Source organism: Enterobacter sp. E1 (assembly GCF_016809815.1).
Taxonomy (GTDB): Bacteria; Pseudomonadota; Gammaproteobacteria; order Enterobacterales; family Enterobacteriaceae; genus Enterobacter; species Enterobacter adelaidei.
The window spans coordinates 179,901-200,803 of record NZ_JAFBJM010000001.1; the positions used below are offsets into that span (position 1 = coordinate 179,901).

Below are 20,903 nucleotides of genomic sequence, written 5' to 3' on the forward strand. Positions count from 1 at the left end.
AAAATGCCGGGTAAGGCGAAACCGCCCCCGGCACTTCTTACAGATCCCTGAACGTTCCCAACCGATATCCGCGCTCGGCAATCGCATACTTGAGCGATGCCGACGTCAGCACATCCAGTTCCGCCAGTCGAGGCCAGCAGTAGGCGCTTTTACGCACGGTGTTATCAACAAAAGCGGGGTGCGCCATCACCTCCACCGACCGTTCGCCTCGGGCGGCGGAATCATCCAGCACTTTCAGGAACAGTGCTTCATCGATCCCTTCGCCATAAAACGCGCTGCTGAATCCGTCCGTTGTGGGCACTGAGAAGAATGACAGGCCGTGCAGCGCCTGCACGTCACGATCCACGCGCATTGCAACCCCTTTACGTCGCGCAAATTCCGCAACAAGCGGGAAAATCGCGGGGATCATATGGACGTGATGGTGACTGTCAATGTGCGTCGGCTCCTTGCCAAACACATCAACAAAGCGGTTGAACTGACAGTCCAGCTCACGGGTAATCTCTTCGAGCGGCAGAGCATCCTGCTCCGCCAGTTCCCAAATCCACTTACCCAGCTGTCCGTCGCGAGTCAGACCTGGCATCTGCGAAAGCGGCATCCCAAGCGTCAACACAAAGTGCATGCCGACGCCCAGCGCCGGGACGTCGCGGCTCAACTGCGCCGCGTGTTCAACCGCTTCACCATTAACCAGTGCCGTTGTGGAGGTCACGATCCCCCGACGGCAGGCTTCAATAATGCCGTAGTTTTGACCTCTGGAGAGACCAAAATCATCAGCATTGACGATCAGCAGGTTTTCCATTGCGCATCCCCTTAACGGTGTTTGAACTTCAGCTTCTCTATTGTTGCAGCAAAGTTCGGCAACCATTTTTCATGTGCCAGAATCATTTCACTGGCCAGTTGCTCCGCATCGCGATCAGAATGGACCAGCGGGCTGAGGTTCAGCGCCAGCAGCACGTCATTAAGCTCACCGCTTAACGCCGCATGACTGGCAGCCACTTCAAATCCTTTGATGGTGTGAATCAGGCCCATGACTTTGTCATCAAAATGGGTGATGCGTGGATGTGGTTTCGCCCCATCACGCCCCAGAATACAGGTCATCTCGATGGCCCAGTCAGCCGGAATGTTGTCGATATGACCATGATGCGGCACATTAACGTAATGCTCCGCTTGCTTATCGTTGTAAATGGCATTGATAACTTCACATGCTGCATCGGAGTAATATGCCCCGCCGCGCTGCTCCAGCTCTTTCGGTTTGACGTTCAGGTTCGGATCTTTATACAAATCGAACAGCTGCTTCTCAACCTTCTGAACGATCTGCGCACGCGCGCCGCCCTTATAGTACTCGCCCATTTCGATAGCCAGCATCTCTTTCTGCTTAAAGTAGTAAAGCAGGTATGAGCATGGCAGCAGATTCAGCGAGCGGATCAGCCCTTCGCTGAACGGCAGGTCAAAGATGTTTTTCACTGACGCCGCCGTCAGGCGACCGGAGGCCACGCCGTCGAGCAGTTCGGCAAAGCGCGATTTTCCGTTCACAATGACATCTTTGATAAACACCATGTGGTTCAGGCCGAATAGATCGATGGAGAGATCGTCGTTGTCGGTCAGTTCCAGAACGTCGCGGATAAACATCTTCATGCCAATCGGAATATTACAGACGCCGATAAAGCGTTTGAAACCCGTATGGCGGTAGACCGCCTCGGTCACCATCCCGGCCGGGTTAGTAAAGTTAATCACCCATGCGTTCGGGCAAATCTCTTCGACATCCTTGATAATGTCGAAAATGACTGGGATGGTACGCAAACCTTTGAACAGGCCGCCCGCGCCGTTGGTCTCTTGTCCCAGATAACCGTGACTCAGTGGAATGCGTTCGTCCAGTTCACGTGCCTTTAACTGACCCACGCGTAGCTGGGTGGTAACGAAATCCGCATCTTTCAGCGCCAGTCGACGATCCAGGGTTTTATGCACGGTTAAAGGCACACCGGCTTTCTCAACCATGCGCTTGCACAGATCGAAAATAATATTCAGTTTCTCCTGGCCTTCCTCAACGTCAACCAGCCATAACTCGCTAACCGGTAATTCATGATAACGTTTCAGGAAACCTTCAAGTAATTCCGGGGTATAACTGCTGCCGCCACCAATGGTTACGACTTTTAATTTCTTTTGCATAATATCTCCCTTAGCGTATCAGGTTAATCGCCTGCAAGATATAGCGTACTCTTCCCGCTATTTGGGCAAGCAATCAAGGCAATATTCGCGGCGGGTAAATCCGCCGAAAGTTAATTAATTACCGTCAAGTTTTTCCGGTAACTGTTCGGGGTGAACGATGTCAATTTCTTAAAGGTTTTAATAAACAGACTGGGGCTACTGTATCCGGATTCGTAAGCAATATCGGTGACAGAATAGTTGGTAATTTCCAGCTGTTTTTTTGCAAAATTAATGCGGATTTCATTAATAATTTGCACAGGTGTTTTACGATAATAACGCTGTGTCGCGCGAGTCAGATATTCCTGCGATTTTCCCGACAGTGAAACCATATTCTCCAGCGCATTTTCACTGAACTGCCCTTTATCGTGCATCAGTTCCACAGTACCGCGCAGCCATTGCGGAACATCATCCGTGACCTGCTGCTCTTCGCGATGATGGCGCAGCCGGTTCATCACATAGAATGTCACCGTTTCAATAAACTCATCGAATTCATTGTCGCGGAAGTTAAGCGAGGCGATAACCGTTTCAATCCAGGTCATAAACTCGTTTTTGACACGATAGACCTGCGATGCCACAAAGCAGAACGGTACCAGCGGCAGATAGTGCTTCTCAAAGAAGCGTCTGCTGACGCCCACATTCAGAATGCGTGTGGCACCAAATTCGTAAAAGCTCTGGTGATAGGATCCCATCGGTAAGAAGACAAAATCGCCCCGTTCAAGCAGGACGCGCTTACCGTTAATTTCCTGGTAGTAGCGGCCGGTCAGAACAATCGTGAACTCATAGTAGTCATGCTGGTGCAGACCGCTGGCGCTCTCCGTTTTGTTGTAAATGACCACGTGAAAATTCTTGCCATTAAACAGTTGCTGCTCAAGTGCGGTTTTAATTTCCATCGTGCTGACCTCCTGCTGCCTGACCTGACTTATTGCATTTTCTCGTGAAGCTCAATTAACTCCGCCACCAGCTCGCGTGCCAGCATCGACGTCATCAGGTGATCCTGCGCGTGTACCAGCACCAGGCTAACCTTCATCTTCCCTTCCCCCTGGTCACCTTCGATGAGCTTCGTCTGCACCAGGTGCGCTTCATTCAGCGCCGTACGGGACTGATCCATCATGGTTTTCGCGGCGGCGAAATCCCCCTGCTTGGCCTGCTTGAGGGCGGCATAGGCCAGGCTGCGGGCTTGTCCGGAATTGATGATGAGCCCCATCACCACTTCTTCGAGATCGTTCTCTGCGCTTTCTTCTGCAACAATACTATCCAAATCTAACATTTTAAGCTCCTTGTGGCTGGCGCGGGTTTCCCCGCGCCGGTCAATCTTAGAATTTCAGTGAGAGGGCAATATCCTCTTCGCTCTCTTCTTCATCAATGATGGTTGCTGCTTTGTTCGCAATCGCCACGAATGGCATGTAAAGCAGTGTTGCAATCCCGAGGTTGAATATCGCCAGCAGGAAGGCCGCCACGCTGCCGTTGGTGTTGAAGAACGCGCCCAGACCCGCCGGCATTGTCCATGGTGCAATGTTGGTGATTGGTGGAATGATCCCCATGTAATAGGCCGTCAGGGTAATGGCTGCCAGCAGCGGCTGAATCAGAATGAACGGGATGAACATCACCGGGTTCATGATGATTGGCAGACCAAACAGGATCGGTTCGTTAATCTGGAAGATACCTGAAGGCAGCGCCAGTTTCGCCACCTGACGATAGTCAGCACGACGAGAGACAATAAAGACCGCGATGATCAGACCCAAGGTCGCCCCGGTACCGCCCAGGAAGATATAGGAGTCAAGCATCGGCTTCGCCCACACATGGAAGGTTTTACCCGCTGCCAGCGCCGCGTCAACAGAGCCGTACTGCTGGTAAAGTGCTACGTTTTCCAGTGCCCATGGGGTCATAATCCCGCTGTCCAGCGCTGCCAGTGCCAGTGAACCATGCACGCCGAAGAACCACAGCAGAGAAGTGAAAATCACATACGCCCAACCGACCACTCCACCCATTGACGCCAGCGGCGTAGAGATAGAGTCCATGATGATCTGGTGGAAGTTAGTGCCCCAGTGAGAAAGCGCCCAGGCGATAATCCCCATGATGGAAAGAATAATGAAGCCTGGAATCAACGCGGAAAATGAACGAGAAACCGAAGCCGGAACGCTATCTGGCAAACGGATAACCCAGTTTCGACGAATAATAAAGGTGAACATCTCCGCCACCACCAGCCCGATAACAATACCGGAAATGATGTTAGCTCCGCCCAGCCAGTTGGCGCCTACTGCATACGCTTCACCGACACTGTAAGGAGTCACGGTCATAAATGCGGCAACGGATAATAAACCAGCGGCCAGTGGATCCACTTTCCGCTCTTCTGCCAGCGCCATCCCTATAAAGAAAGGCGCCATCAGCGACATAATACCTAACGTCCCGTTATAGACGTTGCCGCCGATGGCTTTAAAACCGTTAAGGGTTTCAATAGTCGAAGCGTCTAACCGAATTCCTAATGAATAAAAGAAGGAACCTTCACCAAAGCTCAGAAAAACGTTGTTAATTAAAACGAACATTGCCCCGGCCAGCGTCAACGGCATTAATTTAATAAAACCGTTTTTGATGGCATTAACGTGAGGCTGCTTTCCTATTTTAACAGCAAAAGGAAGGAGTACCTTTTCAAGTGAAGCGATGACTTTACTCATAGGAAAATACCCTTAAATGCCGCAACACAAGTTACGGCGTATTGTGTGTGAAATAACTCTTTGACGGGAAAAATAAAAATTAATTAGCAGCTTTTTTAATGGCTGCCACAGCAGCTTTCAGTACACCTAAACCATCAATCTTGCCGTACAGCCCTGAGTCGATCACTTCGACCGGTTTATTCGGTAACAGTCGTTGAATTTCGGGTAACATATAGGCGATTTGCGGCCCCAGTAAAACGACGTCGGCTTTCTGGCCTTTTTCGCCCGCCAGCGTCTCAGGAAACGCTTCAATCACCACAGGGACTTCATACTTTTCAGCTTGTGCACGCATCTTTGACACCAGAAGCGAGGTTGACATGCCCGCTGAGCAGAACAGGTAAATATGTTTCTTTTCCATCATAATTTCCCTCTTGTATGACTACCTGCCATCTTGCTATCACTCGACTCGCTGTCCCGGCAGACAGGTAGCTTGTGTATCGTTGTTTGTCGTTGGAGTGAGTATACGCAATGGTACAGACAGGGGATAATTCTGAACAGACTCAAATTGTCTCTCATTGACCTGGCTTGTTGACTCCCTTCACATTTCGGGCAAATAATTCGCGCAAAGAAATAAGATTTTTGTATGCATAAAAAAACCGACCCACTGGTCGGTTTGTTAACATCCTCAGATACGCAGGGTTACTACGCCTTAGGTGCCTGCGGATCGGTGTCGTATTCAGCACAGGTCTGATAGCCGGAGTTAATAACATGGCCGGTATCATCCAGGGCGACAAAGTAGGTCTCTGCCTTACCATCACGTTGACCCAGGATATAGGTCTGGCAGGTTCCTTTCGCATGGATCATGGTCACTTCAGAAGAAGGTTTACCGGCAATCGCAGCCACCTGCGAACGGGTCATGCCTTTTTTGACATCTTTAACCACTGGCTGTGTGAACTGATCTTTGGTGCGATCGTAAGCTGTACACCCTGCCAGCATAGTCAGTACTGCCGCTGCGCTAAGAATTCCTGCTACGTTCTTGTTCATATTCCGTCCTCTTGTTTATCAGCGTGTTATCTAAGCATGGAATAAAAAGTACGATTGTTCAACTTTGTGAATTACGCCAGACGAATTTCGGAAAATTCTAATAAAACAATGATAACCTGCTAAATCGCCGCAAATTAGCGCACTCAAAACTGTGATCCTTGTCGTTTCTCGCCCAAAGGGTTAGTTTTAGCAGTAAATACATTCGGTTTATGTTCTGCATATGGAGGGCATGATGGCTCTGCAACAAGAGATTATTCAGGCGCTGGGCGCGAAGCCTGCGGTAGATGCACATGAAGAGATCCGCCGCAGCGTGGATTTTTTAAAATCTTATTTAAAAACGAACCCTTTCCTGAAATCCCTGGTGCTGGGCATCAGCGGGGGCCAGGACTCGACGCTGACCGGTAAACTCTGCCAGATGGCCATTTCAGAGCTTCGCGAAGAGACCGGTGATGAGACACTGCAGTTTATCGCCGTGCGTCTTCCGTATGGCGTGCAGGCCGACGAGCAGGATTGCCAGGATGCCATTTCGTTCATTCAGCCTGACCGCGTACTGACCGTCAATATTAAAGGTTCGGTCCTGGCAAGCGAGCAGGCGCTCCGCGAAGCCGGCATAGAATTGAGTGATTTTGTCCGTGGGAACGAGAAAGCCCGTGAGCGCATGAAAGCGCAGTACAGCATCGCCGGGATGACCAAAGGTGTAGTTGTTGGAACCGACCATGCAGCAGAAGCGATCACCGGTTTCTTCACCAAATATGGCGACGGCGGCACCGACATCAACCCCATTTTCCGTCTGAACAAGCGTCAGGGTAAGCAACTGCTGGCCACGCTGGGTTGCCCTGAGCATCTTTACAAGAAAGCGCCGACAGCGGATCTTGAAGACGATCGCCCTTCCCTGCCAGATGAAGCGGCGCTTGGCGTCACCTATGACAATATTGATGATTATCTGGAAGGTAAAAAACTGGATGAAGGTACCGCGAAAATCATCGAAGGCTGGTATCTGAAAACCGAGCACAAGCGCCACACGCCTATCACGGTGTTTGACGACTTCTGGAAGAAATAGAGCAAAACGGTAACCCGCATAATCTAGGCCGGGTAAGGCGCAGCCGCCACCCGGCTCTTTTTTAACCACCACACTCCTGCTACACTGTATACCTGAACAGTATAGGGAGTGGTATGTGAGCAGGCGTCAATCCGCCCCGCGTCTTGAGTTTGAAGCGGCGGCTATCTACGAATATCCCGAGCACCTTCGCCCATGGCTGGAGGCGCTGCCTAAACAGCCTGGCGTGTACATCTTTCACGGTGAGAGTAACACCCTGCCACTCTATATCGGTAAAAGCGTCAATATTCGCAGCCGGGTATTATCCCATCTCCGTACGCCGGACGAGGCCGCCATGCTGCGCCAGTCACGACGCATTACCTGGGTTCAGACCGCAGGAGAAATGGGCGCGCTGTTGCTTGAAGCCCGACTTATCAAAGAGCAACAACCGCTGTTCAATAAGCGCTTGCGCCGCAATCGTCAGCTTTGCTCCCTGCAGATAACCGCGGGCAAACCGCAGATTGTCTACGCACGTGAAGTCGATTTTTCACATGCCCCAAATCTGTATGGGTTATTCGCGAATAAACGTGCGGCACTCCAGGCCCTGCAAACGCTGGCGGATGATTTACAGCTTTGTTACAGCCTGTTGGGTCTGGAGGCAACCACCCGTGGGCGCGCCTGTTTCCGATCCGCTCTGAAGCGCTGCGCAGGTGCTTGTTGTGGGAAAGAAAGTGTTGAGGAACATCATGCCCGGCTTCTCAACGGGCTGGCGGCCATCAGTGTCGCCTGCTGGCCGTGGGAAAATGCCGTTGCCCTAAAGGAAGTGGGTGAAGCGATGACCCAGTATCACATCATCAATAACTGGCTTTGGCTGGGCGCCGTTGACAATGTAAACGACGCGGCAACCTTGCTACGCACACCCGCCGGATTCGATCATGACGGCTACAAAATACTCTGTAAGCCGGTATTAACCGGCAAATATGAGATCATTGTGCTGAGTGACCCGCCAGCCAGTTAATTTCACTGAACAATAAGGTGCCTTCAGACTCCAGCAGACGGAGAGTGTGGGTACCCTCTTCCCAGAATGCCCCCTGATCGGCGGTCAACAATTTATCCCCCAACTGCCACGCGCCGCCTAACACGAACACCACGCCGCCCCGGGAACCAAAGGTGGTAAAGGTACGATCGGCAACGCGTACTTTTGCCTGGCAGCAATCGCGCCGGGTCATGATGTTGAAATCCATTGCCATCCTTCCATCCGCCAGCAGTGCTTTTACCGGTAGATCGCCAGAAAAACTGTAAGGCTGATGCTGTTTCAGGGTATGACAGAATGCCTGACCGGCATCCAGCGTCACCTCTCCTCCCTCCAGTAACGTTATGACCCGATCAACACCGGGAAAAGAGGAGAATTCACCGTTACTGGCAATAGTCGCAATACTGGCACGCCAGTAAAAATCCCGCGTCGCGGGAGGAAAACAACAAATCTCTCGCGTTTCGCCAGCACCATTGCGCCAGAGACTGACCGGCATCTTACGGATATCAAAGAACTCCATCACCACTCCTGAATGGCACAACCTGTGCCAGGGCAAGGATATTGCTATCGTTGCTGTCTTGTTTGTTATCGTTAGGGTTTCACAGACACAGTATCGGCAGCAGAGCGGGCAGGCATTAACTGAACGTTAATAAAAATTCTAACGCCATGACTCTACGAACATTCTCTGAAGCGACTACAGGAGCATACCGCGCTCGCGGTGGCAGACAAGAGGGAAGGAAAGAAAAACCGCCGGTCCTGTCCACAGCGATAGCGCTTTTGTGGACAGGATCCCGGCGGTCTTAAGATGTTGAACCGATTATTCGGTTGGTGCTGGCATTTTACCTTCCATCGCCGGACGTTCTGTCAGACGCTTCTCAAAATTCGCATTAAATTGTTTTTTCTGTTCCGGAGTCAGAATGTTGTAGATCTTATTCTGGGTTTCCATGTGAGCCAGCATGCGGGCTTTGTGCTGCTCAGCCATTTTGTCGATCTGCGCTTCAGCTTTCGCCTTATCGAAACTATCGCTGGCGATGATGTCATGCATTGCGCGACGCTCTTCAAGCGGAGGACGTTTCATCTGGTCGCGTTCGCCTTTCCTGATATCGCGGATCTGCTGCTTCTGCGCATCCGTCAGATTCAGATCTTTAAACATCATCATCTCGTTGTGCATACCCGGCTTGCCTTTATGATGCATCATCATTTTGCCTTCAGTTGGCGCGGCAGCGGTGGTGGTCGTATCTGCGGCGAACGCCATGCTGGTAGCGCCCAGAGCCAGGGTAGAAGCAACAAACAGTGCAGTAAGTTTACGCATAATTTATTTCCTTTCTTTCAGTTATTCTTCGGCGCTATGCCGTGTTGACGAGATTAACTTTACGGGCTTTATCGTCAATTAGTCAGAGCAACGGTAAAACAATGAAAGTGTAAAAAACAAATTTTCGCCAAATGTGGAGGAAATAAGGATAAAGCGTGGAGAGTTGCAACAAAAAATAAACAACACGATGATTTTAAAGAAATTAAGCATGAGTATAGCGAAGTGAAGATTAATAATAAAGCAATTCACCAGGAATATTCTGCAAAAGAAGTGCGAACGCTTTAATCGTTAAGAAAAGGTTTTTCCTTCCCCCCTCAGAGGACGAGAGGGGAAATACTCAGGAGATTTTTTCCAGCATCAATCCGGCTCGCAAACCAAACGCCACCGACGGGTTAGGAAACAACACATATTCGGTTGTCTTCTGTACTTCATAACGATCCTCACCATCTTCGGCCAACAGGACGCCTTTACGGAACGGGGTAAAGTTGAGCGTATGTGCAGCCATATGAAGCAGGAAGGCATCGCTGCGGCGAGTGATCTGCTGCACGACCCGATACCGTTCAACGGGCTGATGCGCGTGCTCAGGAACCGTTCCTCCCAGCAGCGCCCGAAGAGCGAGATGCGTAGGCGCAAAGCGAGTCAGATCGTTCTGGCCGAACGGGAGTGCTTTTCCCAGCTCCAGGGTACACGCCAGCGCAGCGAAACGTTCGCAGGTAAAGTGAGTAAACGTTCCCCCCGGTGACTGATGAAAGACCAGCGCCTCCAGCCCGGCATCGCCCAGCCAGCTCAGGAACGATTCATCCCACGGCTGATGACGCTGCGGCAGAACGCCAAAGCGAACATGATAAGACGCCCGGATCGCCGTATGCAGATCCAGATGCCAGCGCGCAGGCCCCGCAGCCGCAAAAAACGCGCTCACGACGTTCTCCAGCCACTCTGCCCGCACCGTTTCGTCACTCTGTGGAAACTGCGACCAGCGCCCACCGAACATGCGGTTAATATCGCTCACCAGATACCGTTTGTTTTGTGCCAGCGCAGGCGGGTTGCCGAGCACTACCAGCACACGACACTTAAGGGTGATATCTCCGCGATACAGCGCGCGCAACAGCAGATCGACAATCTCAACGGGTGCCGTTTCATTCCCATGAATCCCCGTTGAAAGCAGCAGCGACAGATCGCTTTTCGCAGTCGGCGTCAGCTCAAGCACTCCGCGCCCCAACCAGCGCCAGTGGAATGAGGGGCCCTCCCCCTCACTCTGCTCAGGCGTTTCGTCAGCCAGGGTCAGCGCCAGTAGATTTTCCATACTCACTCCTTTAGCGCTGGAACGGATAAACCGATCCCAGCTGCAGGATGGATGTCAACGCGTCCAGCGCCTCACGGCCTTCGCGCAGCAGCTGAGGGTCGACCAGGTCGGCCTGCGTTAACCGGTCACGATAGTAACGATCCACCCAGTCGTTCAGGGTGTTAAACAGCGTCTCGTTCATCATCACTGCCGGATTAACAGCCTGCATTTCATTCTGCGTCAGTACCACGCGCAGGCGCAGACAGGCTGGCCCACCGCCGTTGGCCATACTTTCACGCAGGTCAAAGACGCGCAGTTCGTCAATTGGGTTATCGGCCTTAACCAGGTCTGACAGATAACGCCACACCCCTTTATGATCCCGGGACTCCTGCGGCAGCACCAGCATCATGCTGCCATCGTCACGGCTCAACAGCTGGCTGTTGAAGAGATAGGTTTCCACTGCATCCTGCACGCTGACCGCCTGCGTCGGCACCTGAATCGGCATAAAACCCGGTACGCGTTCATGCAACGTAGCGAGCAGCTTCTCCTGATGGGCAAACGCCTGCTCATGGCAGAACAGTACCTGGCGGTTGGAGACGGCAATCACGTCGTTGTGGAACACGCCCTGGTCAATCACCTGTGGATTCTGCTGGGCAAAAATCACCTGGGAAGGATTGACCTGATTCAGGCGGGCAACGGCCTGACTCGCCGCCAGCGTCTGACGGGCCGGATAGCGGACGGGTTCGGAATGACCGCCCTCCTCACGCCCGTAAATAAACAACTGCACACCAGGGTCGCCATAATCACCTCCCAGCCGGTTATGGTTGGCAGCCCCTTCGTCGCCAAACATCGCCACCTGTGGCAGAGCCTGATGCACCGCAAAATGGTCGTCATGACTGAAAATGGCGCGCAACACGCGCTCGGTGGTTTCCGCTTCGGTGGCGCGGTGGAATTTGTTGTTCAGGTTCGCCACCGTCAAATGGACTTTTCCATCCAGCGTATCGGCTGACGGTGCGACGGTTGCCGCGTTGGCCACCCACATTGATGAGGCAGAGCTTGCCGCAGAGAGCAGATGCGGTGTCTGTGTACCCGCTTTTTCAACCACCTGCTCATCGCTGCCGGTGAAGCCAAGTTGACGCAACACTGCCACGTTTGGGCGCTCTTGCGGCGGAATAACCGCCTGCGGGAAACCGGCATCCGCCAGCGCTTTCATTTTTAGCAGCCCCTGTTTCGCCGCCAGTTTCGGGTTGGAGACCTGAAAACGATGCTTCGTCGAGGCTTCATTACCAAAAGAGAGACCCGCATAGTGGTGCGTCAGCCCCACCAGCCCGTCAAAGTTGACTTCACGCGCTTTCATGACGATCCCCTCCGGTAAAGTCCAGACCCGGATTGAGCGTTTCCGGCAGCGTCAGCGCCGGGGTTTCCAGGCTTGCCATCGGCCACGCGCAGTAATCCGCGGCGTACCACGCGCTGGCGCGATGGTTGCCCGATGCCCCCACGCCGCCGAACGGCGCGGTGCTCGCTGCACCGGTCAGCGGTTTATTCCAGTTCACAATCCCGGCGCGCGCTTCCAGCAGCAGCCGATCAAACTTCTCGCGATGCGGCGAAATCAGCCCGCTCGACAGGCCGTAACGGGTGTTATTGGCCATTGCAATCGCCTCATCAAAATCGTCGTAACGCCAGACGCACAGCAGCGGACCAAAGACCTCTTCGTCCGGCACGTTGCTCGCCCCGCTCATCTCAACGATGCCCGGCGTAAGCAGCGAGGCACCCGGCTGAACCTGCTTCGGTTCGAGCAGCGTTTTCGCGCCGCGCGCGACGTGATCCTGCCAGGCCTTCAGCACATTCAACGCCGCCTGCTCGGAAATCAGACCGCCCATAAACGGCTGCGGGTCGGCATCCCACGTTGCAGGTACCAGACGCGCGCTCACTTCAACCAGCCGTTTCAGGAAGGCATCCCCCTGCGCACCACGTTTTACCAGTAAGCGACGGGAACAGGTACAGCGCTGTCCGGCGGTAATAAAGGCGGACTGAATGGTCAGATGCACGGCAGCGTCAATATCGTCAGGATCTTCCACGATCAGTGGATTGTTACCGCCCATCTCCAGCGCCAGAATTTTTTCCGGCTGCCCCGCCAGCTGGCGATGCAACTGATAGCCCGTTCCGGCGCTGCCGGTAAACAACAGACCGTCAATATCGCTCAACGCGCTCAGCGCCTGACCGGTTTCACGCCCACCCTGTACCAGATTCAGCACGCCTGGTGGCAATCCAGCTTGTTCCCACAGCTTCACCACCGCCTCACCGGTTAATGGCGTTAACTCGCTCGGTTTGAAAATCACTGTATTGCCCGCCAGCAGTGCGGGCACAATGTGACCATTCGGCAGATGCCCCGGGAAGTTGTACGGACCAAACACCGCCAGCACGCCGTGCGGACGGTGGCGCAGCGTGGCCGCACCGTCCGGCATCTCGGTGTGCTGTTCACCGGTACGGGTGTGGTAAGCCTTCACCGAAATGGCAATTTTGTTGATCATCGCCGTCACTTCGGTTGTTGCTTCCCAGCGCGGTTTACTGGTCTCAGAGGCGATGATGCGCGTCAGTTCGGCTTTGTTCGCCTCCAGCAAACCGGCAAACTTTTCAACAATGGCCTGACGCACGGCGAAAGGCTGTTTTGCCCACGCCGGAAACGCGCGGCGCGCGGCATGACAGGCTTGTTCAACCTGCGCGACGCTGGCGTCATTCCCTTTCCAGAGCACCTCTTTTCCTACCGGATTGGTCTTTACGCGCTGTTCGCCTTCGCCCGTGACCCAGTCACCGTTAATCCATAATGTCATGCTGTTTTCTCCTCAGGGCAGAGACGCACCAGGCGAACCGTATCGCCGGCGTTACATTTCAGGGCATCCAGTTCTGCAGCCGTCAGCACCAGACGTTCACATTTCGGGTTGGTACGCACCAGCATGGCGCGGAAGTTGGTGTAATTCTCATTCGACACCAGACATGCCGGCCAGTCACCCGGCGCGGGCTGACCTTCAGCGACCTCAACCAGCCGGCTTTTACGAATCGCACGCACGCGGTCGATATCGCACTCAAGCGTTGGCCCGCCGTCAAAGATGTCGACATAGTTACGGTAGCGGAAGCCCTCTTTCTCCAGCACCGCGCGGGCGGGCGCGGTTTGCGGATGCACTTCGCCAATCACCGCCTGCGCTTCCGGGGTTAAGAAATGGGTATAGATAGGATGCTTCGGCATCAGTTCGGCAATAAACGCTTTCTGACCGGTACCGCAGAGATAGTCCGCCCGGCTGAACTCCATCGAGAAGAAGCGCTCGCCCAGGCTCTCCCAGAACGGTGAGTAGCCGGTGTCGTCGATCACGCCGCGCATCTCGGCCACTACCTTTTCGTTAAAGCGATCGCGGAAGGCGGCCATAAACATAAAGCGTGATTTAGAAAGCAGGTAACCGTTGCCCTCTTTGCGCCACGCCGGGTCGAGGAACAGCGTGCAGAGCTCGCTGGCGCCCGTGTGGTCATTACAAAGAAACAGCGTCGGCAGCGCGTTATAGACGTTCAGCTCTTTCGAAGCATGAACCATCGTGCCGACGCGATAGTTGTACCACGGGTCGTTTAACCCAACAGCCACTTCGATGGCGCAAATCCCGGCAACAGCACCGGTGTCGGTATCTTCAAGAACGAACACATAACCCTGTTCGCTTTTTGGCAACGTCCCCTGCCAGGTGTGCAGGGCGCGCTCAATGCGCGCCGACAGTGTTTTTTCGTCGGCGGGAAGTGAGGTCAACCCACCTCCCGTCTTACCGGCAAGCTGCATGAGCCCGGCGAGATCGCCGCGCTCAACGGGACGGATGACCATCATGATGACACCCCGGATTTCACATGTTCGCAGGCCAGCGCAAAGCGATCTAAACCAGTTTGCACCTCTTCCTGGCTGACAATCAGCGCAGGAGCAAAACGCACCACGTTGGCACCGGCAATCAGCACCATTACGCCCACTTTTGCCGCTTCCTGTGAAATAAGTTTAGCTTTTCCGGCAAACTCGGCGGTGAGCTCGCAGCCGATTAACAGCCCCAGACCGCGAATTTCTTTGAACAGGCCGGTCTTACTGTTGATGGCATTCAGGCGTTCAACAAACCAGTCGTGACGCTGCTTAACGCCTTTCAACACCTCAGGGGTGTTAATGATGTCGAGAACCTGTCCGGCAACGGCGGTTGCCAGCGGGTTGCCGCCATAGGTGGTGCCATGGGTCCCCACGGTCATCACGCTGGCGAATTTATCGGTGGTCAGCATTGCCCCAATCGGGAAGCCGCCGCCCAGCGCTTTGGCTGTCGAAAGGACGTCCGGCGTCACACCGTAGTGCATGTAGGCATACAGTTCACCGGTACGGCCCACCCCCGTTTGCACTTCATCAAAAATCAGTACCACATTATGACGATCGCACAGTTCGCGCAGCCCCTGCAGGAACGCTTTTTGCGCCGGAAGCACGCCACCCTCGCCCTGCATCGGCTCAACAATTACCGCGCAGGTGGTGTCGTTGATCAGCTCGCTGGCTGACTGGAGATCGTTATAGACACCGTGACGAATATCGGGTGGCAGCGGTGCAAAATCCTGCGAATAAGAAGGCTGACCGCCCGCGCTGACGGTAAAGAGCGTGCGACCGTGGAAGGCGTTCTTAAACGCGACAATACCGCTTTTGTGTGTGCCAAACTTATCGTGTGCATATTTGCGCGCCAGCTTCAGCGCCGCTTCGTTCGCTTCTGCCCCCGAGTTACAGAAAAAGACTTTTTCGGCAAATGTTGCGTCGATCAGTTTTTTCGCCAGACGCAGAGCGGGCTCGTTGGTAAACCCGTTGCCGGTATGCCAGAACTTCGCCGCCTGGTCATTCAGTGCCTGACGCAGTGCCGGATGAGCATGGCCCAGCGCGTTCACCGCAATCCCACCTGCAAAGTCGATATACTCTTTACCCTGCTGGTCCCACAGGCGTGAGCCTTCCCCACGAACCGGAATAAAAGCCGCCGGAGCGTATACTGGCATCATCCATTCATCGAAATTTTCACGCGTAATTGACAGAGACATAGCGACCTCATCAGGTAAATAAAAAGTTATTTGAATGTTAAATAATTGAGTGTTTGCACTGTGAATGTAGATTGCAGCCTTCGTGCCAGCCAGCGATAAAAATGCATAAACGGGTTGAGCCAACAGAATATCAATAAGTTACAATATGGAGTTATTCACTATTAGTGCATAAAAAGTGAATATTTTTACGACAAGCGGCGCTTTGCCGCATGAAAATAAGAAAGAGTATGCAGAGGCCAAATATAATTCTGGAATTGTGATCGCTCGCGAAATTTATCTGTCATTTATGCCCTGTTTGAGGGCGAGACGCGTCAGAATGGTGCAAATATTGCACCACTGGCATTATCTGTCGCAGTTATTGGTCAATCCCCGTAACAGTTGACGCAAATTCTGCTACCATCCATGCACTATTCACCTTGCACTGGCAGCGACTATGAAATTTGTCTCTTTTAATATCAACGGCCTGCGTGCCCGTCCTCATCAGCTTGAAGCTATCGTTGAGCAACATCAGCCAGATGTGATCGGCCTGCAGGAGACAAAAGTTCACGACGACATGTTCCCCCTCGAAGAGGTGGCGAAACTCGGCTACAACGTCTTCTATCACGGACAGAAAGGCCACTATGGCGTTGCGCTGCTCACTAAAGCGCCACCGGTATCCGTCCGCCGCGGCTTCCCTGGCGATGGTGAAGAAGCACAGCGTCGCATTATCATGGCGGAAGTGCCTTCTGCACTCGGGAATATCACGGTCATTAACGGTTACTTCCCGCAGGGTGAGAGCCGTGACCACGAGACAAAATTCCCGGCCAAAGCAAAGTTCTACCAGGATCTGCAGGACTACCTGACCACCGAACTGAAAAAAGAGAATCCGGTGCTGATCATGGGCGATATGAATATCAGCCCGACGGATCTCGATATCGGTATTGGCGAAGACAACCGCAAGCGCTGGCTGCGTACCGGCAAATGCTCCTTCCTGCCGGAAGAGCGTGAGTGGATGGCGCGTCTGCTTGACTGGGGTCTGGTGGATACGTTCCGCAGTGCCAACCCGGAAACACAGGACCGCTTCTCCTGGTTTGACTACCGCTCAAAAGGCTTTGATGACAACCGTGGCCTGCGTATCGATCTGCTGCTGGCCAGCTCGCCGCTGGCAGAGCGCTGCATTGAAACCGGTATCGACTACGATATCCGCAGCATGGAAAAACCGTCCGATCACGCGCCGGTCTGGGCAAAATTCAAGCTGTAACCACGTGTGAACATTCGAAAAAGACTCTTCCTGTGCGCCCTTCTGGGCGCATTTATTCTGACATTTATCGCGCTTCCTCCGGGCACACTTTCCCTGGATGGAATTAAAACTCACCAGCAGGCGTTACTCTCTCATGTTGAACACGCGCCGCTACAAAGTGCGCTGATCTTTTTTGCGCTCTATGTGGTGGTTTCCGCCCTGTCGATACCCGGCGCGGCGATACTGACCCTGCTGGGTGGTGCGCTGTTTCCTCTGTGGGAAGGCACCATACTGGTCTCGTTTGCCTCAACGCTTGGTGCCACGCTGGCGATGCTCGCCAGCCGTTATCTGCTGCGCGACTGGGTCCAGCGGCGGTTTGCTCAGCAGATGAAAACGGTAAACGCCGGCATGGCGCATGACGGCGCGGGCTACCTTTTTGCTCTGCGTCTGATGCCGCTGTTCCCGTTTTTTCTGGTGAATTTGCTGATGGGTCTTACCCGCATTGGGCTACGTCGTTACTGGTGGGTCAGCCAGCTCGCCATGCTGCCCGCCACGGTTGTCTTTCTGAACGCCGGGCGCGAGCTGGGAAAAGTGTCAACGCTGCGCGATATTTTGTCGCCGGGTATGGTATTCGCCTTTACACTACTGGGGTTATTACCGCTGGTCACACGCCGGCTATTTACCCGTTATACCCCTTCGTCTAAAAAGTGAGGCATTATGCGCCGTGTGCGTTTTTGCACGTTTCTGACCAGCCTGCTGCTGGCAACCCCTTTGTATGCCGCAGACAGCTGGCAATCCATCCAACAACAAGCCAAAGGCCAGACGGTCTGGTTTAACGCCTGGGGCGGCGATCCGGCGTTAAACCGCTACCTTGAGTGGGTAAGCGGTGAGATGAAAACGCACTACGCCATTACCCTCAAAATTGTCCCACTGGCAGATGCCGCCGATGCGGTAAAACGTATTCAGACGGAAGCCAGCGCTGGACGTAAGACCAACGGATCAGTCGACCTGCTGTGGGTTAATGGCGAAAATTTCCGCACATTAAAAGAGGCTAACCTGCTGCAAACCGGATGGGCAGAGTTGCTACCAAACTGGCGCTATGTCGATCCCCGCAAACCCGTAACGGAAGATTTTGCTGTTCCCACTGACGGGGCGGAATCGCCGTGGGGCGGCGCGCAGCTGACCTTTATCTCACGCACAAAGAGCATGCCGACGCCGCCGGAGGATCCGCAGGCGTTGCTGGCTTACGCGCGGCAGTATCCGGGTAAAGTCAGCTATCCTCGCCCGCCCGATTTTACCGGGACGGCGTTTCTTGAGCAGTTGCTCCTGACACTTACCACACAGCCGGATGCGCTGCAAAAGGCACCCGATAACACCTTTGCCCAGGTAACAGCCCCGCTTTGGGATTACCTCGACAAACTCCACCCACTCCTGTGGCGCGAAGGCAAAGACTTTCCCCCTTCGCCAGCACGTATGGATGCCCTGCTTGCCAGCGGCAGTCTGAACCTGTCGCTGACCTTTAACCCGGCACATGCGCAACAAAAAGTCGCCAGTGGTGAACTGCCAGCCGACAGCTACAGCTTTGGTTTTCACACCGGGATGATCGGTAACGTCCATTTTGTCGCCATTCCGGCTAATGCCAGCGCGAGCGCAGGTGCGAAAGTGGTCGCCAATTTCCTGCTTTCACCGCAGGCGCAAATTCGCAAGGCTGACCCGGCTATCTGGGGAGACCCGAGCGTACTGGATGTAAAATTACTCCCCGAAGGTGAAGCGAAACAGTTGCAAGCCCACACGCCTGAAGGGCTACCGAAGATACTGGCTGAGCCGCAATCGGCCTGGGTTAACGCGCTGGAGCAGGAATGGCTGCGTCGTTACGGCACCCGTTGAGTTGGCTTGTCTGGCTGGCAATGGCGGCCATCTATCTGCCGATCCTGCCCGCTGGTGCGATGCTGCTCGCCCCGGCATTTTCGGTGACTCACTGGCAGTCGCTGCTTAACGACCCGCAACTGCCTCAGGCGACCGTCGCCACGCTGGTCTCAACGCTCATTGCGACGCCGGGTTCCTTGCTAATCGCCCTTTCCCTGCTGGCGCTTCTCTGGCCCGGCAAACGCTGGCGGCGTCTCAACACGCGCCTGCCGTGGCTGTTAGCCATTCCCCACGTGGCGTTCGCCACTAGCGCTCTACTGCTATTCGCGGAAGGTGGTCTTTTTTACCAGGTCTGTACCGTCTGTACACCTGTGCTGGACCGATACGGTGCAGGGCTGGGCCTGACGCTCTCCGTCAAAGAGAGTGCGTTTGTGCTGTGGGCTATTTACGCCGTACTGCCGGAAAAACGTCTTGCACAGCAAAAAGTTGTACTGCAAACCTTCGGTTATGGACGTTTTCAGATACTCAACTGGCTGCTCCTTCCGGCTATCGCCCCAGTCCTCGGGGCGGTGATGCTGGCCGTTCTTGCATGGTCAATTTCGGTCGTGGATGTGGCAATCGTTCTTGGGCCAGGCAACCCTCCCACGCTGGCCGTGCTGGCCTGGCAGTGGCTCAGCCAGGGCGACGCACAGCAACAAACAAAAGGGATGCTGCTATGCCTGCTCATCCTCCTGCTGTTGGCTGCACTTGCCGCGCTGGGTTACGGTGCCTGGAAGGCATGGCGTCGCACGCTTTCGGATCTGCCGGGGACGCGTCGCACGTCTCCTGTCCCACTGCCCGAGCGGTCGATAAGCAGGCTGTTACCCGCGTGCGGCGTACTTTGCGTAGCAGTACTGCTGATGCTGGCACAGCGGGACGAGATGGGCTCCCTGGGTACCAGCCTTTCCTTCGGCCTGCTTTCCAGCCTGATTGCCCTGGTCCTCATTTTTCTCTGGCTTGAATGGGGGCCGCAGCGAGGTACGTTGTGGGTGTGGTTACCCCTCGCCCTTCCGGCGCTACCGCTCGTCACCGGGCAATATTTTATTGCGTTGCGACTGGGTATCGACGGGCAGTATGTCGCCGTGCTCTGGAGCCATCTGCTGTGGGTGTTACCGTGGATGCTGCTGGTGCTGCAACCCGCCTGGCACAGGATCGATCCCCGGCTTATCCTTACCGCCAGAACGCTCGGCTGGCGACGGGTAAAAATCTTCTGCCTGCTGAAATGTCCACTGCTGGTGCGCCCGGCTCTGCTGGCTTTTGCCACCGGTTTTTCCGTCAGCATGGCGCAATATATGCCAACGCTCTGGCTGGGCGCGGGCCGTTTCACCACGCTCACCACGGAGACCGTCGCACTCAGCAGCGGGGGCAGTATCCCGGTTCTGGCTAACCGGGCGCTGGGGTTATTGCTGGTCACGGGCATGGTGTTCGGCCTTGCCGCACTGCTATCACGGCTCGCGGGCCGCTATCGTCAGGGATTACGTTAATGCTGAAGGTAAAAGATCTCACCATCGAACCGCTTTTCCGCGAGGTCAATTTCTGTGTGCCTCGCGGAGAGATTGTCACCATGATGGGACCATCTGGTAGTGGGAAATCGACCCTTTTTGCCTGGATGGTGGGCGCGCTGTCCGACGATTTCCAGGCACAGGGCGAGTTATGGTTAGACGAGCGCCGCTGCGACAGGCTTCCTGTAGAATCCCGCGGGCTGGGTATTCTCTTTCAGGATGCCCTGCTGTTTGACCACTTCACTGTTGGTCAAAATTTGTTGCTGGCATTACCCGAGCGGATTGTCGGACGCGCACGGCGGGATGCGGTCGAGCAGGCACTGAGTTCCGCCGGGCTTAAAAACCACTACGCCAGCGATCCGGCGACTCTCTCCGGCGGGGAGCGTGCCAGGGTCAGTCTGTTGCGGGCCCTGCTCGCTGAGCCACAGGCGTTACTGCTCGATGAACCGTTCGGGCGCCTCGACAAAACGCTACGCGCGACGTTTCGGACATGGGTGTTTGACGTTGTCCGGGCACGCGGCATACCGGTTATTCTGGTCACGCATGATGAGGAAGACATTCCACCCAGCGGTGAAGTGATTGCGATTTCTCGCTGGCAATAATGTGCTAACGCAATGTTTTACATTTCGGGAGAGACG

At 54.4% G+C, this 20,903-nt stretch carries 21 protein-coding genes; 7 read left to right on the forward strand and 14 right to left on the reverse strand.

The window, feature by feature from the left end; translation table 11 throughout:
- Positions 1-37: 37 nt before the first annotated feature.
- The 7 genes from chbG to osmE all read right to left on the reverse strand — a co-directional run bounded on the left by chbG (position 38) and on the right by osmE (position 5,897).
- A complete protein-coding gene (gene chbG / locus JGF26_RS00915; RefSeq protein ID WP_049007593.1) occupies positions 38-796 on the reverse strand; it encodes a chitin disaccharide deacetylase in 759 nt (252 codons plus the stop codon).
- An 11-nt stretch (positions 797-807) separates the two neighbouring features.
- Positions 808-2,163, reverse strand: a complete 1,356-nt coding sequence (locus JGF26_RS00920) for a 6-phospho-beta-glucosidase (protein WP_028017213.1) — start codon at positions 2,161-2,163, stop codon at positions 808-810.
- Between the two features lie 110 nt (positions 2,164-2,273).
- Positions 2,274-3,125: a transcriptional regulator ChbR gene (gene chbR / locus JGF26_RS00925; protein WP_256125016.1), complete on the reverse strand. Its 852-nt coding sequence runs from the start codon at positions 3,123-3,125 to the stop codon at positions 2,274-2,276.
- Entirely contained in the window at positions 3,122-3,469 is a 348-nt protein-coding gene (gene chbA, locus JGF26_RS00930; protein ID WP_028017211.1) for a PTS N,N'-diacetylchitobiose transporter subunit IIA, read from the reverse strand. The genes chbR and chbA overlap by 4 nt, the downstream gene beginning before the upstream one ends.
- Positions 3,470-3,515: 46 nt before the next feature.
- Positions 3,516-4,874, reverse strand: coding sequence for a PTS N,N'-diacetylchitobiose transporter subunit IIC (gene chbC / locus JGF26_RS00935; protein WP_028017210.1), 1,359 nt, complete (start codon positions 4,872-4,874; stop codon positions 3,516-3,518).
- A 79-nt stretch (positions 4,875-4,953) separates the two neighbouring features.
- Positions 4,954-5,271 (reverse strand): PTS N,N'-diacetylchitobiose transporter subunit IIB, encoded by a 318-nt coding sequence (gene chbB / locus JGF26_RS00940; protein ID WP_014883474.1) that lies wholly within the window; start codon positions 5,269-5,271, stop codon positions 4,954-4,956.
- Between the two features lie 284 nt (positions 5,272-5,555).
- Positions 5,556-5,897, reverse strand: a complete 342-nt coding sequence (gene osmE, locus JGF26_RS00945; RefSeq protein WP_008500677.1) for an osmotically-inducible lipoprotein OsmE — start codon at positions 5,895-5,897, stop codon at positions 5,556-5,558.
- A 232-nt stretch (positions 5,898-6,129) separates the two neighbouring features.
- Between osmE and nadE the strand changes: the two genes are divergently transcribed.
- Together nadE and cho are read left to right on the forward strand one after the other, a co-directional pair.
- Positions 6,130-6,957, forward strand: coding sequence for an ammonia-dependent NAD(+) synthetase (gene nadE, locus JGF26_RS00950; protein ID WP_108090159.1), 828 nt, complete (start codon positions 6,130-6,132; stop codon positions 6,955-6,957).
- Between the two features lie 115 nt (positions 6,958-7,072).
- Entirely contained in the window at positions 7,073-7,951 is an 879-nt protein-coding gene (cho, locus tag JGF26_RS00955) for an excinuclease Cho (protein ID WP_032666814.1), read from the forward strand.
- Here the strand turns inward: cho and ves are convergent.
- The 7 genes from ves to JGF26_RS00990 form a co-directional block, all read right to left on the reverse strand.
- On the reverse strand, positions 7,920-8,486 hold the full coding sequence (ves, locus tag JGF26_RS00960) for an environmental stress-induced protein Ves (RefSeq protein WP_028017207.1): 567 nt from the start codon (positions 8,484-8,486) through the stop codon (positions 7,920-7,922). The two genes, cho and ves, sit on opposite strands and share 32 nt — an antisense overlap.
- 297 nt (positions 8,487-8,783) lie before the next feature.
- Positions 8,784-9,278, reverse strand: a complete 495-nt coding sequence (gene spy, locus JGF26_RS00965; RefSeq protein WP_028017206.1) for an ATP-independent periplasmic protein-refolding chaperone Spy — start codon at positions 9,276-9,278, stop codon at positions 8,784-8,786.
- Positions 9,279-9,615: 337 nt separating this feature from the next.
- The gene (gene astE, locus JGF26_RS00970; RefSeq protein ID WP_028017205.1) at positions 9,616-10,581 is read right to left on the reverse strand and encodes a succinylglutamate desuccinylase; all 966 of its coding nucleotides are present in this window, start codon (positions 10,579-10,581) and stop codon (positions 9,616-9,618) included.
- Positions 10,582-10,591: 10 nt separating this feature from the next.
- The gene (gene astB / locus JGF26_RS00975; RefSeq protein ID WP_028017204.1) at positions 10,592-11,917 is read right to left on the reverse strand and encodes an N-succinylarginine dihydrolase; all 1,326 of its coding nucleotides are present in this window, start codon (positions 11,915-11,917) and stop codon (positions 10,592-10,594) included.
- Positions 11,904-13,391: a succinylglutamate-semialdehyde dehydrogenase gene (astD, locus tag JGF26_RS00980; protein WP_028017203.1), complete on the reverse strand. Its 1,488-nt coding sequence runs from the start codon at positions 13,389-13,391 to the stop codon at positions 11,904-11,906. The genes astB and astD overlap by 14 nt, the downstream gene beginning before the upstream one ends.
- Positions 13,388-14,422 (reverse strand): arginine N-succinyltransferase, encoded by a 1,035-nt coding sequence (gene astA, locus JGF26_RS00985; protein ID WP_028017202.1) that lies wholly within the window; start codon positions 14,420-14,422, stop codon positions 13,388-13,390. The genes astD and astA overlap by 4 nt, the downstream gene beginning before the upstream one ends.
- Positions 14,419-15,639, reverse strand: coding sequence for an aspartate aminotransferase family protein (locus tag JGF26_RS00990; RefSeq protein WP_134707564.1), 1,221 nt, complete (start codon positions 15,637-15,639; stop codon positions 14,419-14,421). The genes astA and JGF26_RS00990 overlap by 4 nt, the downstream gene beginning before the upstream one ends.
- Before the next feature lie 433 nt (positions 15,640-16,072).
- Here JGF26_RS00990 and xthA point away from each other — a divergent pair, with 433 nt between their 5' ends.
- The 5 genes from xthA to JGF26_RS01015 are packed head-to-tail and all read left to right on the forward strand — an operon-like array spanning position 16,073 to position 20,867.
- Complete coding sequence (xthA, locus tag JGF26_RS00995; protein WP_032666813.1) at positions 16,073-16,879, forward strand: exodeoxyribonuclease III; 807 nt, start codon at positions 16,073-16,075, stop codon at positions 16,877-16,879.
- Positions 16,880-16,885: 6 nt separating this feature from the next.
- The gene (locus JGF26_RS01000) at positions 16,886-17,569 is read left to right on the forward strand and encodes a TVP38/TMEM64 family protein (protein ID WP_028017199.1); all 684 of its coding nucleotides are present in this window, start codon (positions 16,886-16,888) and stop codon (positions 17,567-17,569) included.
- A gap of 6 nt (positions 17,570-17,575) precedes the next feature.
- Complete coding sequence (locus JGF26_RS01005; RefSeq protein ID WP_032666812.1) at positions 17,576-18,745, forward strand: ABC transporter substrate-binding protein; 1,170 nt, start codon at positions 17,576-17,578, stop codon at positions 18,743-18,745.
- Positions 18,718-20,247 (forward strand): thiamine ABC transporter permease, encoded by a 1,530-nt coding sequence (locus JGF26_RS01010; protein ID WP_134707563.1) that lies wholly within the window; start codon positions 18,718-18,720, stop codon positions 20,245-20,247. Before JGF26_RS01005 ends, JGF26_RS01010 begins: the two co-directional genes overlap by 28 nt.
- Positions 20,247-20,867 carry an ATP-binding cassette domain-containing protein gene (locus tag JGF26_RS01015; protein WP_134707562.1) on the forward strand — a complete coding sequence of 207 codons (621 nt, stop codon included), beginning with the start codon at positions 20,247-20,249 and terminating at the stop codon, positions 20,865-20,867. The genes JGF26_RS01010 and JGF26_RS01015 overlap by 1 nt, the downstream gene beginning before the upstream one ends.
- Positions 20,868-20,903: the final 36 nt, after the last annotated feature.